The sequence below is a fragment of the Rathayibacter sp. AY1C6 genome (assembly GCF_002931535.1).
Classification (GTDB): domain Bacteria; phylum Actinomycetota; class Actinomycetes; order Actinomycetales; family Microbacteriaceae; genus Rathayibacter.
The window spans coordinates 16,996-33,971 of sequence record NZ_PSWC01000008.1 but is presented as its reverse complement, the minus strand read 5'-3'; the positions used below and the strand labels follow the sequence as shown (position 1 = coordinate 33,971).

The following is a 16,976-nucleotide window of genomic DNA, read 5'->3' as shown; positions in this document are numbered from 1 at the left end:
TGGCGGCATGATCATCCTCGCCGGCACTCCCATCGGAAACCTCGGCGACGCCTCCCGCCGGCTCGTGGAGGCGCTGGGCTCCGCCCGCCACGTCGCCGCTGAGGACACGCGCGTGACCATCCAGCTGATGCGCGCCCTGGGCGTCGAGAACCGGCCCGCCCTCTACGCGCTGCACGACCACAACGAGCGCGAGCGCGCCGCCGAGCTGGTGGAGCTGGCCCGCGAGGAGGACCTGCTCGTGCTGAGCGACGCGGGCATGCCCACGGTCTCGGACCCGGGCTACCACCTGGTCGAGGCGGCGGTGGCGGCGGGAGTCGCGGTCACCGCGCTGCCCGGTCCCTCGGCGGTGCTCATGGCGCTCGCCGTGTCCGGGCTCCCGACGGATCGCTTCAGCTTCGAGGGGTTCCTGCCCCGCCGGCACGGCGAGCGGGTCTCGACCTTCCGGGCGCTCGTCGACGAGCGCCGCACCATGGTCTTCTTCGAGTCCCCGCACCGGATCGGCGACGCGCTCGCCGACCTGGTCGAGGCGATGGGCCCGGAGCGGCGCGTCGTCGTCTGCCGCGAGCTCACCAAGATGTTCGAGGAGGTCCGTCGCGGCACGGCGGCCGAGCTGGCCGAGTGGGCGGCCGACGGCCTGCGCGGCGAGATCTGCCTGGTCGTCGAGGGAGCCCCCGCGAGGGAGGCGTCGCTCGAGGACGCGCTGTCCGACGTGCTGGCCCGCGTCGAGGCCGGATCGCGGCTCAAGGAGGCGTCGGCCGAGGTCGCCGAGATCACAGGGCTCTCCCGCCGCGCGCTCTACGAGGCGGCGCTCGCCTCCCGCCGCGGCTGAGGGCCCCCTCCCCGGCGGCGACCGCGGCCGGTCGTCCACAGCGTCCGTTACACGCCGGGAGCGGTGCCGCACGGTGAATAGGATGGTCGCCATGTCCGACGGCGCCTCCTTCTACCTCACGACCCCGATCTTCTACGTGAACGACGTCCCGCACATCGGGCACGCGTACACCGAGGTCGCCGCCGACGTGCTCACCCGCTGGCACCGCCAGGCGGGCGACGACACCTGGCTGCTGACCGGCACCGACGAGCACGGCCAGAAGATCCTCCGCACCGCCACCGCCAACGGCACGACCCCCCAGGAGTGGGCCGACCGCCTCGTGAGGACCGCCTGGCAGCCGCTGCTCGAGACCATCGACATCGCCAACGACGACTTCATCCGCACCACGGACGCGCGGCACGAGGTCAACGTCCAGAAGTTCCTGCAGAAGCTGTACGACGAGGACGCGATCTACACCGGCGAGTACGAGGGCTACTACTGCGTGGGCTGCGAGGAGTACAAGCAGCTGTCCGACCTCGAGGAGGGCACCGGCGACTACGCCGGCCAGTACGTCTGCAAGATCCACTCGAAGCCGGTCGAGCTGCTGAAGGAGAAGAACTACTTCTTCAAGATGAGCGAGTACACCGAGCGGCTGCTCGCTCTCTACGAGGAGCGTCCCGACTTCGTCCAGCCCGAGTCGGCGCGCAACGAGGTCGTGAGCTTCGTCCGCCAGGGCCTGGCCGACCTGTCGATCTCCCGCTCCAGCTTCGACTGGGGCGTGAAGGTCCCGTGGGACGACTCGCACGTGGTCTACGTCTGGTTCGACGCGCTGCTCAACTACATCACCGCGGTCGGCTACGGCCAGGACGAGGCGGAGTTCGAGCGCCGCTGGCCCGCGACCCACATCGTCGGCAAGGACATCCTGCGCTTCCACGCCGTGATCTGGCCCGCCATGCTCATGGCCGCGGGCCTCGAGGTGCCCCGGCAGGTGTTCGGCCACGGCTGGCTGCTGGTCGGCGGCGAGAAGATGTCGAAGTCGAAGCTCACCGGCATCGCGCCCGAGCAGATCACCGACACCTTCGGCTCCGACGCCTTCCGCTACTACTTCCTCCGGGCCATCACCTTCGGCCAGGACGGCTCGTTCTCGTGGGAGGACCTGTCGGCGCGCTACCAGTCCGAGCTCGCGAACGGCTTCGGCAACCTCGCCTCGCGGGTCGTCGCGATGCTGCACCGCTACTACGACGGCGTCGTGCCCGCGCCGGGGGAGCCGACCGAGGCGGAGGAGCGCGTGCAGCGCATCGTCGCCGAGGCCGCCGCGTCGGCCGACCGGTCGATCGACGCGCTCGCGATCCACGACGCGATCACCGCCGTGTGGAGCATCGTCGAGGAGCTCAACGGCTACATCACCGAGCAGGAGCCGTGGGCACTCGCCAAGCGCGAGGAGCGCGAGCGCCTCGGCACGGTGCTCTACACCGCGACGGAGGGGCTCCGCGCCCTGGCCGTGCTGCTCTCGCCGGTCGTGCCGCGCGCGACGGCGTCCCTCTGGGAGGCGCTCGGCGTGACGGAGTCGCTGGGCGCCCTCACCGCGCAGCCGATCCGCGAGGCGGGCCGGTGGGGAGTCCTCCCCGTCGGCACCACCGTCGGCACGCTCGCCGCGCTCTTCCCGCGCATCGAGGCTCCCGCGTCCTGACGGCCGCGCCTCGACCCGTGGACGGAGCAGCCGAGCGGTGCGGAGTCGCCGGCGGAGGATCCGCAGGAGAGTGCCCGATGACCGCGATCCGAACGCGAGGGGCCGGGTGCGAGCGGCCCTCCGCTCCGTTGGTGCGCTGATGACGCGCGAGGTCCTCGACGCTCTCGAGCAGGCGGCCGAGCTCACCCGGCGGCACGTCGGGCACCCCGAGCGCGCCGCCGCGCTCGCCCTGCGCCTGCACCGGGTGACCGCTCCGACCGAGCTCGTCTACACCCGGTTCCCGCCGACCCTCAGCCTGGTGCTGGCCGGCCGGAAGCGCTCGGTGGTCGGCGACTCCGACGAGCGGTGGGGCGCCGGCCGCTTCCTGATCACCCCCGTCGATCTGCCGGTGGTCGCGGCCGTCGTGGAGACCGGCGACCGCGGCGACTTCCTGTCGGCCAACTGGCGTCTCGACCCGCTCGTGGTGGCCGAGATCGCGGCGCTCGCCCCCCGGACGGCCCCGCGGGCTCCCGCCCCGCGGATCGGCACGGTCACGGAGGAGATGGCCGACTCGCTGCGCCGACTCTTCCGTCTGCTCGACGCCCCCGCCGACATCCCGGTGCTCGCCCCCGCGATCACGCGCGAGCTCGTGCTGCGGCTGCTGCAGACGGACCAGGCGCCCCGGCTGCTGGCCGCGTCCAGCACCGTCCGCTCGGAGGCCGTCTCCCGCGCGGTCGAGGCGATGAGCGCGTCGCTGTCGCGCGGATGGACCCTCGGCGCGCTCGCCGCGGAGGCGGGCACCAGCGTGCCCACACTCACCCGCCGCTTCCGCGAGCTGACCGGGATGTCGCCGCTGGGCTACCTGCGGCGGCTCCGCCTCGGGGAGGCCAGGAGGCTGCTCCTGGTCCGGGGCGACACCGCCGCGCAGGCCGCGGCCGCGGTCGGCTACGCGAGCGCGTCGCACTTCGGGCGCGACTACCGCCGCGCCTACGAGACGACCCCCGCGGCCGACGCCGCGCTCCACCCCGGGCCGCTCGTCCAGATCCACTGAGCGGCGGGCGCTGTCGCGGGGACTCCGAGCGGCGCGTGCCGCGGCGTCAGACGCGGGCGCCGACGATGCCTCCGTCGACGTCGAGCGTCGTGCCGTGGACGTACGAGGCCTCGTCCGAGACGAGCCAGCGCACGGCCAGGGCGATCTCGTCCGGACGTCCGGGCCGGCCGGCGGGGGCGGACGCGGTCATCTGCTCCAGGATCGCCGCGGCGTGCTCGTTGCCGGGCGTGAGAGTCGCGCCGGGCGCGACGGCGACCACGCGCACGCCGCTCGGGCCGTACTCAGCCGCCCACGCCCGCGTGAGGTGCTCCAGCGCCGCCTTGGTCGCGGGGTAGAGCGCGGTCCCCGGCGTTCCCACCCGTCCCATCCACGAGGTGATGTTGACGACCACTCCGCTCCCGCGCTCGGCCATGGCCGGGGCGATCGCCGCGACGAGCTGGTGCGGCACGCGGATGTTCGTGGTGAGGAGGGACTCGACATCGGCGTCGCTGAGGTCGGCGGTCGGCCCCACCGGGAACACTCCGGCGTTGTTGACGAGGACGTCGATCCGCCCGTCGAGGAGGGTCAGCGCCCGCTCGGCGACGGCGCGGGTCTCCTCCGGCGTGCCCGCGAGGTCGGCGACGAGCGCGGAGGCGGTGCCCCCGTCGGCGCGGATGCCGCGGACGACGGACCCGACCCGCTCGGGGTCGCGTCCGTGCACGAGGACGTGAGCGCCGGCCCCGGCGAGCCGGCGGGCGATGGCCGCGCCGATCCCGCTCGAGGATCCGGTGACGAGGGCGTGGCGCCCGGCGAGGGAGCCGGGTGCGGAGTGGGCGAGGAGCTCGGTGTCTGTCATGGCTCCAGCCTCCCGGCGGCGCGGGAGGCGGGCTGTCCCGATCCGATCGGGTGCTGACCCGATCCGCTCAGGGCGCCTCAGCGGCCGCCTCTCGGCCCTCGTCCACCCGGGACTCCGGTCCGCGCGAGCCCTCCCGGTAGCCTGGAGCGCATGACCGACAGCCAGCACGTCCGCTCCCGCGAGGCCTCGTCCGGCCGCGACCTGACGTACCCGCCGCTGCCCGAGGCGCTCGTCGTCCCCGTCTACGACAACCACACGCACCTCGAGATCGCCGACGGCCTCGAGCCGCTCGACCACCGCGAGCAGCTCGACCGGGCCTCCACCGTCGGGGTCCGCGGCGTCGTCCAGGTCGGCACGGACGTCGAGACGAGCCGCTGGTCGGCCGAGCAGGCGGCGAGCGAGCCGCGCATGCTGGCCGCCGTCGCGATCCACCCCAACGAGGCGCCCGAGCTGGAGCAGCGCGGCGAGCTCGACGCCGCCCTCGCCGTGATCGCCGAGCTGGCGGAGCAGCCGCGGGTGCGCGCCATCGGCGAGACCGGGCTCGACTTCTTCCGCACCGGCGAGAGCGGCCGCGCCGCGCAGTTCCGCTCCTTCGAGGAGCACATCCGCATCGCGAAGGAGCACGACCTCGCGCTGCAGATCCACGACCGCGACGCGCACCGCGAGGTCATCGAGACCCTGCGCCGCGTCGGCGCCCCCGAGCGCACCGTCTTCCACTGCTTCTCCGGGGACGCGGAGATGGCGCGGATGTGCACGGACGAGGGCTGGTACCTCTCCTTCGCCGGCACTGTGACGTTCAAGAACGCCGAGCCGCTGCGGGAGGCGCTCGTCGCGACTCCTCGGCACCTCATCCTGGTCGAGACCGACGCGCCGTACCTCACTCCGTCGCCCTTCCGCGGCCGCCCGAACGCGCCCTACCTCCTCCCGCACACCCTGCGCTCGATGGCCGCGACCCTCGAGACCGACGTCGGCCACCTGGCCGCGACGATCGCCTCGAACACGGAGGCCGTGTACGGCGAGTGGGGCGGCGAGGTCGGCTCCGAGCCGACGGAGCCGGTCGGACCCCTCGCATGAGCGGCCGCCACGCCGCCGAGCCGACGGCCGCCGCGATCCCGCGCCTGCTGGGCCCGGCCGAGATCCGCGACCTCGCCGGCCTCCTCGACGTCACGCCGACCAAGAAGCTCGGCCAGAACTTCGTGCACGACGCCAACACGGTCCGCCGCATCGTCAAGCTCGCTCGGGTGCGCCCGGGGGAGACCGTCGTCGAGATCGGCCCCGGCCTCGGATCGCTGACCCTCGGCCTGCTCGAGGCGGGCGCACAGGTCGTGGCCGTCGAGATCGACGGGCGCCTCGCCGAGCAGCTGCCGCGCACCGTCGAGCTGATGGCGCCGGGCGCCGATCTCGCGGTCGTGCACGCCGACGCGATGAAGGTGCTCGACCTGCCGGGGGAGCCGGTCCGGCTCGTCGCCAACCTCCCGTACAACATCTCGGTGCCGGTGCTCCTGCACTTCCTCGAGCACTTCGCCAGCATCCGGTCCGGAGTGGTGATGGTGCAGTCCGAGGTCGGGCACCGGCTCGCCGCCGGTCCCGGCTCCAAGGTCTACGGCGGCCCGAGCGTCAAGGCGGCGTGGTTCGGCTCCTGGACGACGGGCGGCGCGGTCTCGCGTCAGATCTTCTGGCCGGTGCCGAACGTCGACAGCGTGCTCGTCGCGTTCGACCGCGGCGAGGAGCCGGGCGACGAGACCCTGCGCCGCGCCGTCTTCGCGGTCGTCGACGCGGCGTTCGCGCAGCGGAGGAAGATGCTCCGCCAGTCGCTCGCGACCCTCTTCGGCGACAGCGCCGCGGCGATCGTCGCGCTCGAGCGGGCCGGCGTCCCGCAGACCGCGCGCGGCGAGGAGCTGGACGTCGCCGCCTTCGTCCGCCTGGGCCGCGAGCTCGATCCGGCGCGGGTCCCCGTGCGCGGCGCGGCGGTGCCCGACGGGTCGCCGGCGGAGACCGACGGGGACGATGCGGACGGCGACGGGGAGCCCGCCCCGGGTGCGGACGAGGGCGCCTCCGCCACCCTGTAGCGTGGATGCATGGCCCACCGCGCGACGTCGAACCGGGTCCACGCGCGGGCGCCAGGCAAGATCAACGTGTTCCTCAAGGTCGGCGCCGTGCGCGACGACGGGTACCACGAGCTGGCCACCGCGTTCCAGTCGCTCTCCCTCTACGAGGACGTGTTCGCGGAGGAGGCGGCTGACTTCTCGGTCTCCTTCTCGGGCTCGATCGACACCTCCCGCCTGGCCGTCGACGGCTCCAACCTCGCGATCAAGGCGGCTCGGGCGCTCGCCCGGGCGACCGGCTACCGCGGCGGCGTGCACCTCGAGATCGAGAAGAACGTCCCCATCGCCGGCGGCATGGGCGGCGGCTCGGCCGACGCAGCCGCGACCCTGCTCGCCTGCGACGCGCTCTGGGGCACGGCCTGCACGAGGGAGCAGCTGCTCGGCATCGCCGCGAGCCTCGGCGCCGACGTCCCCTTCTCCTTCACCGGCGGCACCGCGATCGGGGTCGGCCGAGGCGACGAGCTGAGCCCGGCGCTCGCCAAGGGCCGCTTCGAGTGGGTGCTGGTCCTCTCGAAGGAGGGCCTGTCGACCCCCGAGGTCTACAGCGAGCTCGACCGGCACCGCGAGCGCCACCTGCACGACTTCCGCCCGATCTCGGCGACCCCCGACATCGATCCCAACGTGCTGCAGGCCCTCCGCGCCGGCGACGCCGCCATGCTCGCCGACGCGATGCACAACGACCTCCAGGCGCCGGCGCTGCACCTGCAGCCCGGGCTCGCCCGCATCCTCGAGCTCGGCGAGGGCCGCGGGGCGCTCGGCGGCCTCGTCTCGGGGTCCGGCCCGACCGTCGCGTTCCTCGCTCCGGACGTCGATGCGGCGGCCGACCTGCAGCGCGAGCTGAGCTCCGCGCGGCTGAGCGCCGTGCGGGTGTCCGGCCCGGTCCACGGGGCTCGCCTGCTCTCGACCTAGTCGCGGAGGCGGTGCCTCCGGAGCGGGGCTCGCGAGCGTCGCGCCCGGCGCCCTCCACAGACGGTCCGCAGAGAAGTTCCGACCTCGTGGCTTAGAGTGCCGCTCATGTCCCGCCGAGCCACCCTCTTCGCGATCCTCTCCGGGATCGTGGCCGCCGTCGTCGCCCTCGCGGCCGCCGAGGTCGTCGCGGTCTTCACCGGATCCGGCGGCAGTCCGCTGGTCGCGGTCGGCGGCTTCGTCATCGACATCGTGCCCCCGGGCGTGAAGGACACGGTCATCGCGCTCTTCGGCACCGGCGACAAGCTCGTACTGCTGGTCTCGATCGGCCTCGCGATCGCGCTGCTGGCCGTCGGCGCGGGAGTCCTCGAGTACCGCCGCCCGCCGTTCGGCGTGCTGCTGCTGGCCGTCGTCGCGGGCGCCGGTGCGCTCGCCGCCGTCAGCCGCGAGGGCGCCTCCGGGATCGACGCGGCGCCGAGCGTCGTGGGCATGGTGGCCGGTGCCGCGGTGCTGCGCTCGGCCTCCGTCCGCCTCCGCGGCTGGCAGGAGGAGCGCGAGAGCGACTCCCCGGACCGCCGGTCGTTCCTCCGCCTGGTCGGGATCGCCGGAGTCGCCGCGGTCGCCGCCGGCATCGGCGCCCGCTTCCTCACGTCCGCCTCCGCCGCCGTCACCGCCGTGCGCGAGGCCGTGTCCCTGCCGGCTCCCGCCTCGGCCGCCGCGCCCGTCCCGGCCGGCGCCGTGCTCGACGACATCGACGGCATCAGCTCCTACGTCACTCCCAACTCCTCGTTCTACCGGATCGACACCGCGCTCTCGGTGCCGTCGGTCGAGCCCGCCGACTGGTCGCTGAAGATCACCGGCATGGTGGAGGAGGAGATCGAGATCACCTGGGACGAGCTGCTCGCGCTGCCGCTCGAGGAGCACCTGGTCACCCTGTCCTGCGTGTCCAACGAGGTCGGCGGCGACCTGATCGGCACCGCCCTCTGGCTGGGCTACCCGATCCGCGAGCTGCTGGCCCGGGCCCGGCCGACCGCCGGCGCCGACATGGTGCTCTCGCGGAGCATCGACGGCTTCACCGCCTCCAGCCCGCTCGACGTGCTGCAGGACGAGGACCGCGCGAGCCTGCTCGCCGTCGGGATGAACGGCGAGCCGCTCCCGGTCGAGCACGGCTTCCCCGTCCGGATGGTCGTCCCCGGCCTGTACGGCTACGTCTCGGCGACGAAGTGGGTCGTCGAGCTGAAGGTCACGACCTTCGCGGAGGACCTGGCGTACTGGTCGACGCGCGGCTGGACCGAGCGCGGTCCGATCAAGATCGAGTCGCGGATCGATGTGCCGCGCCAGGGCCAGCCCGTCGAGGCGGGGACGGTCGCCGTGGCGGGAGTCGCCTGGGCGCCGCACACCGGCATCGCGAAGGTGGAGGTGCAGATCGACGGCGGCGCCTGGCAGGAGGCGCGCCTCGCCGAGCAGGTCACCGCGGACACGTGGATCCAGTGGGTCCTCGAGTGGGACGCGACGGTCGGCGACCACGTCGTGACCGTGCGCGCCACCGACGCGGACGGCACGGTGCAGACCACGGTCGAGCGCCCGCCCGCTCCCGACGGTGCCACGGGACTGCACCGCCGCTCGGTGTCCGTCTCGGAGCCGGCACCCGCGGGCTGAGGTCCGGGGGCCGCGACCCGGCCGCACTGTGATCGACCCGCGGCGGACCGCTCAGGCGGCACCGCCTAGGCTGGATCCCTATGGCACATCTGCTGGGCGCCGAGGCGCTGCGACTCGAGTACCCCACACGCGTGATCTTCGACGACGTCTCCCTGGGGATCGAGGAGGGCGACCGCATCGGGATCGTCGGACGCAACGGCGACGGCAAGTCGACCCTCCTGCGCCTGCTCGCGCAGCGCATCGAGCCGGACAGCGGCCGCGTCACGCACCGCCGCGGCGTCACGCTCGGGATGCTCGACCAGGCCGACACGGTCGATGAGGACCTCACCGTCGCCCAGGCCGTCGTCGGCGGGCTCCAGGAGCACGAGTGGGCGGGCGACGCGCGCACCCGAGACGTGATCGCGGGCCTGCTGCGCGACGTCCCCTGGGACGGAGTGGTCGGCTCCCTCTCGGGCGGGCAGCGGCGCCGGGTCGCCCTCGCGAAGCTGCTCGTCGGCGACTGGGACGTCGTCTTCCTCGACGAGCCCACCAACCACCTCGACGTCGAGGGCATCGCCTGGCTCGCCGAGCACCTCAAGCGCCGCTGGGCGGCGTCGTCGGGCGGGCTCGCGGTCGTCACCCACGACCGGTGGTTCCTCGACGAGATCTGCACCGCCACCTGGGAGGTGCACGACCGTCTCGTCGAGCCGTTCGAGGGCGGGTACGCGGCGTACATCCTGCAGCGAGTGGAGCGCGACCGGATGGCCTCGACCATGGAGGCCAAGCGCCAGAACCTGATGAAGAAGGAGCTCGCCTGGCTCCGGCGCGGCGCCCCCGCCCGCACGGCCAAGCCCAAGTTCCGGATCGACGCCGCGAACCAGCTGATCGAGGACGAGCCCCCGGTGCGCGACTCGGTCTCGCTCTCGCAGCTCGCCGTCTCCCGCCTGGGCAAGGACGTCGTCGACCTGCTCGACGTCACCGTCCGCTACGGCGAGCGGACCGTCCTCAACCGCATCGAGTGGCGGATCGCGCCCGGCGAGCGCACCGGCATCCTCGGCGTGAACGGCGCCGGCAAGTCGACCCTCCTCGGCCTGGTCGCGGGCAGCGTGGAGCCGACGAGCGGCCGGGTGAAGCGCGGCACCACCGTGCGCGTCGCGATCCTCGACCAGCAGCTGCGCGAGCTGACCGGTGTCCAGCACCGGCCCGTCCGCGAGATCATCGCGGAGCAGCGCACCAGCTACTCCATCGGCGGCAAGGAGATGACCCCGGGCCAGCTGCTCGAGCGGCTCGGCTTCTCGAGCGCGCAGCTCTCGACGCCGGTGAAGGACCTCTCGGGCGGTCAGCGCCGGAGACTCCAGCTCCTGCTCATCCTGCTCAGCGAGCCCAACGTGCTGATCCTCGACGAGCCGACCAACGACCTCGACACCGACATGCTCGCCGCGATCGAGGACCTGCTCGACTCCTGGCCGGGCACCCTCCTCGTCGTCTCGCACGACCGGTACCTGCTCGAGCGCGTCACCGACCAGCAGTACGCCGTGATGGACGGCGCGTTCCGCCACCTGCCCGGCGGAGTCGAGCAGTACCTCGACCTGCGCCGCGCGCTCGAGAAGGGCGCGCCCGCGGGGGCCTCGTCGGGCTCCTCCTCCGCCGCGCCGGCGTCGAGAGGACTCGCGGGGGCCGAGCGCCGCACCGCCGAGAAGGAGGTGTCGGCGATCGACCGGCGCCTGCACAAGCTCACGCAGCTGACGAAGACCGTGCACGAGAAGATGGCGACGCACGACCAGGACGACTACGACGGCATCCTGGCGCTCAACGCCTCGCTCCGAGCCTACGAGGACGAGACGGCCGAGCTCGAGCTGCGCTGGCTGGAGCTCTCGGAGCAGCTCGAGGGCTGACGCCGCTCTCCTCCGCGGCACCGGCAGTTGTCCCGTACCGCGAGGGCGGGACGCTGTCGCGGGCTCGGGCCGACCGGCTCAGCCGAAGTCGAGGGAGAGCTTCCGGAGGAGCTGCGCCAGCCGCTCCTGCTGCGCGTGCGTGAGCGCACCGAGCAGCTCCTGCTCCGCGTCGACCAGGCGGGTGATCGCCGCGTCGACCCGCGCGAGCCCGGACGGCGTCATCTGCACCAGCACGCCGCGCCCGTCGTTCGGGTCGTCGAGGCGCTCGACCAGGTCGCGCTCGACCAGGCGGTCGATGCGGTTCGTCATGGTGCCGCTGGTGACCATGGTGGCCTGGAGGAGCTGCTTGGGGCTCATCCGGTAGGGCGCGCCCGCGCGCCGCAGCGCGGAGAGCACGTCGAACTCCCACGTCTCGAGCTCCGAGCGGCCGAAGGCGCTCCCGCGCGCCCGCTCGAGCTGCTTGGCCAGTCGGCGCATCCGCGAGAAGACCTGGAGCGGCGTGAAATCGAGATCGGGCCGCTCCCGGACCCAGGCGTCGACGATCCCGTCGACCTCGTCATTCGCACTCACCCGTCCATTGTGGCGGCTGGGCGGCTCGGGGGATGCCGGGAGGCGGACGGGCCGGGAGGCGGGGGCCTCCCGGGCCGCCGTCGTCCGCCCGAGCGGCGGCCGCCCGCGCCCGAGGCGGGGCCGGGGGCGCGGGGGTGGCAGGATGGACGGCGCGCGATCGCGCGGTCCGCCATGGTGTAACGGCAGCACGGCAGCCTTTGGAGCTGTCCGGTCCAGGTTCGAATCCTGGTGGCGGAGCGGCACCAGGACGGTGCGCTCACGGAGGAGAACGCGAAGAACATGGCAGACAGCACGCTCGCCGTCGTGATCCTGGCGGCAGGCCAGGGCACCCGCATGAAGTCCCGCACCCCGAAGGTCCTGCACCGCCTCGCCGGGAGGCCGCTGCTCGGGCACGTGCTCGACACGGCCGCCTCGCTCGACGCGGCGCACGTCGTCACCGTGGTGCGCCACGAGCGCGACCGGGTCGCCGAGGCCGTCCTCGAGCACACCCCCTCCGCGCTGGTGGTGGACCAGGACGAGACGCCCGGCACCGGCCGCGCGGTCGAGCAGGGCCTCGCGGCGCTCCCGGAGTCCTTCGCCGGCACGGTCGTCGTGCTGAGCGCCGACGTCCCGCTGCTGGACGCGCCGACCCTCCGCCGCCTGCTCGACGAGCACCTCGCCGCGGCGAACGCGCTCACCATGCTCTCCTGCGTGCTCGAGGACCCGACCGGCTTCGGCCGGATCGTCCGCGGCGGCGACGGAGCCTTCGCCTCCATCGTCGAGCAGAAGGACGCGAGCCCCGACGAGCTCGACCTCACCGAGATCAACGCCGGCGTCTACGCCTTCGACGCCGCCGCGCTCCGCTCGGTCATCGGCGCGATCGGCACCGAGAACGCCCAGCGGGAGAAGTACCTCACCGACGCCGCCGCCGCGCTCAAGGCCGCCGGCCGCGCGATCGAGGCCGTCCCCGTGCAGGACCGCTGGCTCGTGGCCGGGATCAACGACCGCGCCCAGCTCGCCGACGCGGCGCTCGAGCTCAACGCGCGCATCGTGCGCCGCTGGCAGCTCGAGGGCGTCACGATCCAGGACCCGGCGACGACCTGGATCGACGTGGACGCGGTCCTCGCCCCGGACGTCGAGATCCTCCCGGGCACGCAGATCAAGGGGCCGACGGTCATCGCCACCGGTGCGGTCATCGGCCCGGACACCACGCTCGACTCCTGCGAGGTCGGCGAGGACGCGGTCGTGAAGCGCTCCGACGCGACGCTCGCCGTCATCGGCGCGAAGGCCCAGGTCGGCCCGTTCTCGTTCCTCCGCCCCGGCACCGTGCTCGGCGCCCGCGGCAAGATCGGCACCTACGTCGAGACCAAGAACGCCGTCATCGGCGAGGGATCGAAGGTCCCGCACCTCTCCTACGTCGGCGACGCGGTCATCGGCGAGGAGTCGAACATCGGCGCCGGCTCGATCTTCGCCAACTACGACGGGGTGAGCAAGGCGTCCTCCGTGGTGGGCTCGCACGTGCGTGCGGGGTCGCACAACGTCTTCGTCGCCCCCGTTAGAATCGGTGACGGAGCGTACACGGGCGCCGGCACGGTCATCCGCAAGGACATCCCCGCCGGAGCCCTCGGGATCACCGTCGCTCCGCAGCGCAACATGGCCGGGTGGGTGCAGACCCACCGTCCGGGCACCGCAGCGGCCGACGCCGCCGAGGCGGCCCTGGCGTCGGATCCCACCGGATCCGACCAGGCGCCCACCGGAGGAAGCGGAGCACAGTGACCGGCATCACCGCCAGCAACAAGAAGAGCCTGGTCCTCGTCTCGGGGAGGGCGCATCCGGCACTGGCGGAGGCGGTCGCCGCCGAGCTCGGGACCGAGCTCGTCACGACCGAGGGGCGCACCTTCGCCAACGGCGAGCTCTACGTCCGCTACGGCGAGTCGGTCCGCGGAGGCGACGTGTTCGTCCTCCAGTCGCACACGTCCCCGATCAACGAGTGGCTGATGGAGCAGCTGATCATGGTCGACGCGCTCAAGCGCGCCTCCGCCAAGCGGATCACCGTGGTCGCCCCCTTCTACCCCTACGCGCGCCAGGACAAGAAGGGCCGCGGCCGCGAGCCGATCTCGGCCCGCCTCGTCGCGGACCTCTTCAAGGCGGCGGGAGCCGACCGGATCATGTCGGTCGACCTGCACGCGGCGCAGATCCAGGGCTTCTTCGACGGCCCCGTCGACCACCTCTTCGCGATGCCGGTGCTGCTCGAGCACTTCCGCGAGAAGCTCGACCCCTCGACCCTCACCATCGTCTCGCCCGACATGGGCCGCGTCCGCGTCGCCGACATCTGGAGCGACAAGCTCGGCGTCCCGCTGGCGATCATCCACAAGCGCCGCGACCCGAAGGTCGCCAACCAGGTCTCCGTCCACGAGATCGTCGGCGAGGTGAAGGGCCGCGTCTGCCTCCTCGTCGACGACCTCATCGACACCGGGCGCACCATCGCGAAGGCGGCCGAGGCGCTGAAGAAGGCGGGCGCGATCGGCGTGGTCGTCGCGGCCACCCACGCCGTCTTCTCGGATCCGGCGGTCGAGCTCCTGAGCTCCGAGTTCATCGACTCGGTCGTCGTCACCGACACCCTGCCGCTGCCGGCGGAGAAGACGTGGGACCGCCTGACGATCCTGCCCATCGCTCCGCTGCTGGCCCGCGCCATCCACGAGGTCTTCGACGACGGCTCCGTGACGTCGATGTTCGACGGCGACGCGTAGGACCCCGCGCCCCGGGTGCGCCCTGCACAGCGCACCCGGGTCCCGCCCCGGCTCCACCGCCTAGGGTGAGGCCGTGCCCCAGCGTTCGGATGCGACCCTCGCCCTGGCGGCGGTCTTCCTGGTCTGGTCGCCGGCCGCCGCCGCAGCGGGCTGGTGGCTGCTCCTCGGGCTCGCCGTCGCTGCGGCCGCCGCGGCCCTGAGCGCCGTCGCCGACGCCGGGCGCACCGTCCACGACGGCCCCTCCTCCGAGTGGCTCGGGATCGTCGGGCGCGCCTTCGCCTCGGCCGCGCTGGCCCTGACCGCGGCCCAGTCGGTCCTCGGGGGAGCGGCCCGGCCCCTGGCCGTCCTGCTGCTCGTGGCCGTCGCGCTCTTCGGCCTGCGCGGCGGGCGCCTCCCCGCTCGCCCGGTCCTGCTCCTCGTCGGTGCGGTCGTCGTCCTGCTGGCCGCCGCCGCCGTGATCGTGCTGGTGTCTCCTCCGGACCCCGCGCCGCTCGACCCGCTGCGCGACGGAGGGCCGCTGGGAGCCGGCACCGCCGCGGCCCTGCTCCTGATCCTCCTGCCGACCTCCCGCTCCGGCGCGGTGACGGCTCTCCGCCCAGCCCTGCTGCGCATCGGGATCGCCACGGCGGCCGCCGCCGCGCTCGCCACCGGTCTGCTCCTGGCGGCCGGTCCCGAGGTCCTCGCGTCCTCGGAGACCCCCCTGAGCGCTGTCACCCGGGGCACGCCCGCGTCCGGGCTCGTCGGGGCCGCCGCTGTGATCGCGGTCCTGCTCGCGCTCCTCGACCTCGGGAGGAGGGATGCGCGCGCCCTCGTGCGTCTCGCCGACGCAGGGGAGATGCCGGCGGTGCTCGCCGCCAGGAACCGCAGGACCGGCGTGCCCGCGGCGGCCCAGCTGGTCCTCTGCCTGGTCGCCGTGCTCGCGGTCGTGATCCTCGACGCCGACGCGCTGCTCGCCTTCGCCGTGGCCGCCCTGCTGGTGGCGACCATCGTGCGGCGCCTCGACCACGGAGCTGCCGGGGCGAGCGGCCCGGCCCTCGCGTCGGCCGCGGTCTCGCTGCTGCTCCTGCTCGCCCTCCCGGCTGCCACGGCGGCCGCCGCAGCGGTGCTCCTGGCGGCGCTCCTGATCGCGCGGGCGTTCCGGAGCTGAGGGGTCAGCCGGCCCGGGCGTCGAGCGCCCGCTCGAGGAGCCGGACGCCACCGCCCGGCTCCGCTGACGACGGGGGAGCTCCCTCCGCGACGAGCAAGGCGCCCCGCCCGAGGATCCTGCAGGCGGGGGCGCCTTCCCGTGCGACGCGGGTCAGTGCGTGGAGGGGTCCTGCTCGACCTCGGTGCGGTCGCCCGACCACAGTGTGTGGAAGGTGCCCTCCTTGTCGACGCGCTTGTAGGTGTGCGCTCCGAAGAAATCGCGCTGGCCCTGCACGAGAGCGGCCGGGAGGCGCTTGGAGGCGAGCGAGTCGTAGTACGACAGCGCGGCGCCGAAGCCGGGGATCGGCACGCCCGAGAGCGCGGCGGTCGAGACGATGCGGCGCCAGGCGGCCTCGCCGTTGGCGACGGCCTCGGCGAAGTACGGGTCCTCGAGGAGAGTCGTGATGCCGGCGTTCTCGTCGTAGGCGTCGACGATGCGGTTGAGGAACTGGGCGCGGATGATGCAGCCCGCGCGCCAGATCTTGGCGACCGCTCCCTTGTCGATCTCCCAGCCGTACTTCTCGGCCCCGGCGATGATCGCGTCGAAGCCCTGCGAGTAGGCGACGACCTTGGAGGCGTAAAGCGCGGCGCGCACGTCGTCCTCGAAGCCCTCGTACTTCTCGACCGGGGTCGGGCGCGAGGTGACGCGGGCCTGCACGGCCTCGCGCTGCTCGGGGTGGGAGGACACGGCACGGGCGAAGACGGCCTCGGCGATGCCGCCGACGGGGACGCCGAGGTCGAGCGCGTTCTGCACGGTCCAGACGCCGGTGCCCTTCGAGCCGGCCTGGTCGAGGACGACGTCGATGAAGGGGTTGCCGGTGTCGGCGTCGACCTGGCGGAGCACCTCGGCGGTGATCTCGATGAGGTATGACTCGAGGTCGCCCTTGTTCCAGGCGTCGAAGACCTCGGCGATGGCGGCGGGCTCGTGTCCGCCGACGGTGCGGAGCAGGTCGTACGCCTCGGCGATGAGCTGCATGTCGGCGTACTCGATGCCGTTGTGGATCATCTTGACGAAGTGGCCGGCGCCGTCGGTGCCGATGTGGGTGACGCAGGGCTCGCCCTCGGCGACCGCGGCGATCGACGAGAGGATCGGGCCGAGGGTCCTGTAGGACTCGACCGAGCCGCCGGGCATGATCGACGGGCCCTTGAGCGCGCCCTCCTCGCCGCCGGAGATGCCGGTGCCGACGAAGTGGATGCCGGTCTCGCGGACGGCCTTCTCGCGGCGGATGGTGTCGGTGAAGAGCGCGTTGCCGCCGTCGACGATGATGTCGCCGGGCTCGAAGACCTTCGTCAGCTGCTCGATCACGGCGTCGGTGCCGCGGCCGGCCTGGACCATGATGATCGCGGTGCGCGGGATGGCGAGCGAGGCGGCGAAGTCCTCGATGGTCTCGGACGCGACGAAGCCCGCCTCCGGGTGCTCCGTGATGAGGGTCTCGGTGCGGCCGTAGGAGCGGTTGAACACCGCGACCGTGTTGCCCTCGCGGCTGGCGAGGTTGCGGGCGAGGTTCGAGCCCATCACCGCCAGACCGACGACTCCGATGTTGGCTGTGGCGGTGGGCTTGTCAGACACGGTTCTCCTCGACGT

General features: G+C 73.4%; 14 protein-coding genes and 1 tRNA gene. 12 read left to right on the top strand and 3 right to left on the bottom strand.

Annotated elements, in window-relative coordinates; genetic code table 11:
• The first annotated feature begins 7 nt into the window (after positions 1-7).
• From rsmI to C5D36_RS06985, 3 genes are all read left to right on the top strand, one after another.
• On the top strand, positions 8-829 hold the full coding sequence (gene rsmI, locus C5D36_RS06995; RefSeq protein ID WP_104295504.1) for a 16S rRNA (cytidine(1402)-2'-O)-methyltransferase: 822 nt from the start codon (positions 8-10) through the stop codon (positions 827-829).
• A 91-nt stretch (positions 830-920) separates the two neighbouring features.
• Positions 921-2,498: a methionine--tRNA ligase gene (gene metG, locus C5D36_RS06990; protein ID WP_104226924.1), complete on the top strand. Its 1,578-nt coding sequence runs from the start codon at positions 921-923 to the stop codon at positions 2,496-2,498.
• Between the two features lie 139 nt (positions 2,499-2,637).
• Positions 2,638-3,528: an AraC family transcriptional regulator gene (locus C5D36_RS06985; RefSeq protein WP_104226935.1), complete on the top strand. Its 891-nt coding sequence runs from the start codon at positions 2,638-2,640 to the stop codon at positions 3,526-3,528.
• 46 nt (positions 3,529-3,574) lie between these two features.
• On the opposite strand, the gene C5D36_RS06980 is transcribed toward C5D36_RS06985, so the two are convergent.
• Positions 3,575-4,363: an SDR family NAD(P)-dependent oxidoreductase gene (locus tag C5D36_RS06980; protein ID WP_104222330.1), complete on the bottom strand. Its 789-nt coding sequence runs from the start codon at positions 4,361-4,363 to the stop codon at positions 3,575-3,577.
• 150 nt (positions 4,364-4,513) lie between these two features.
• Between C5D36_RS06980 and C5D36_RS06975 the strand changes: the two genes are divergently transcribed.
• The 5 genes from C5D36_RS06975 (at position 4,514) to C5D36_RS06955 (ending at position 10,907) form a co-directional block, all read left to right on the top strand.
• Complete coding sequence (locus C5D36_RS06975; RefSeq protein ID WP_104222332.1) at positions 4,514-5,437, top strand: TatD family hydrolase; 924 nt, start codon at positions 4,514-4,516, stop codon at positions 5,435-5,437.
• A complete protein-coding gene (gene rsmA, locus C5D36_RS06970; RefSeq protein ID WP_104250635.1) occupies positions 5,434-6,432 on the top strand; it encodes a 16S rRNA (adenine(1518)-N(6)/adenine(1519)-N(6))-dimethyltransferase RsmA in 999 nt (332 codons plus the stop codon). Before C5D36_RS06975 ends, rsmA begins: the two co-directional genes overlap by 4 nt.
• Positions 6,433-6,441: 9 nt before the next feature.
• Positions 6,442-7,377 carry a 4-(cytidine 5'-diphospho)-2-C-methyl-D-erythritol kinase gene (locus C5D36_RS06965; protein ID WP_104295503.1) on the top strand — a complete coding sequence of 312 codons (936 nt, stop codon included), beginning with the start codon at positions 6,442-6,444 and terminating at the stop codon, positions 7,375-7,377.
• A 105-nt stretch (positions 7,378-7,482) separates the two neighbouring features.
• Positions 7,483-9,033, top strand: a complete 1,551-nt coding sequence (locus C5D36_RS06960) for a molybdopterin-dependent oxidoreductase (protein ID WP_104295502.1) — start codon at positions 7,483-7,485, stop codon at positions 9,031-9,033.
• A gap of 80 nt (positions 9,034-9,113) precedes the next feature.
• Positions 9,114-10,907: an ABC-F family ATP-binding cassette domain-containing protein gene (locus C5D36_RS06955; protein WP_104295501.1), complete on the top strand. Its 1,794-nt coding sequence runs from the start codon at positions 9,114-9,116 to the stop codon at positions 10,905-10,907.
• A 78-nt stretch (positions 10,908-10,985) separates the two neighbouring features.
• On the opposite strand, the gene C5D36_RS06950 is transcribed toward C5D36_RS06955, so the two are convergent.
• Entirely contained in the window at positions 10,986-11,477 is a 492-nt protein-coding gene (locus C5D36_RS06950; protein ID WP_104222340.1) for a MarR family winged helix-turn-helix transcriptional regulator, read from the bottom strand.
• Between the two features lie 165 nt (positions 11,478-11,642).
• Here C5D36_RS06950 and C5D36_RS06945 point away from each other — a divergent pair.
• The 4 genes from C5D36_RS06945 (at position 11,643) to C5D36_RS06930 (ending at position 15,353) form a co-directional block, all read left to right on the top strand.
• A tRNA-Gln gene (locus tag C5D36_RS06945) sits at positions 11,643-11,714 on the top strand.
• A 42-nt stretch (positions 11,715-11,756) separates the two neighbouring features.
• Positions 11,757-13,232, top strand: a complete 1,476-nt coding sequence (gene glmU, locus C5D36_RS06940) for a bifunctional UDP-N-acetylglucosamine diphosphorylase/glucosamine-1-phosphate N-acetyltransferase GlmU (protein ID WP_104295534.1) — start codon at positions 11,757-11,759, stop codon at positions 13,230-13,232.
• Positions 13,229-14,206 (top strand): ribose-phosphate diphosphokinase, encoded by a 978-nt coding sequence (locus C5D36_RS06935; RefSeq protein ID WP_104250639.1) that lies wholly within the window; start codon positions 13,229-13,231, stop codon positions 14,204-14,206. Before glmU ends, C5D36_RS06935 begins: the two co-directional genes overlap by 4 nt.
• Before the next feature lie 73 nt (positions 14,207-14,279).
• Positions 14,280-15,353: a hypothetical protein gene (locus tag C5D36_RS06930; protein WP_104295500.1), complete on the top strand. Its 1,074-nt coding sequence runs from the start codon at positions 14,280-14,282 to the stop codon at positions 15,351-15,353.
• 150 nt (positions 15,354-15,503) lie between these two features.
• Here the strand turns inward: C5D36_RS06930 and gndA are convergent, their stop codons facing one another.
• On the bottom strand, positions 15,504-16,961 hold the full coding sequence (gene gndA, locus C5D36_RS06925) for an NADP-dependent phosphogluconate dehydrogenase (protein ID WP_104295499.1): 1,458 nt from the start codon (positions 16,959-16,961) through the stop codon (positions 15,504-15,506).
• Between the last annotated feature and the right edge of the window lie 15 nt (positions 16,962-16,976).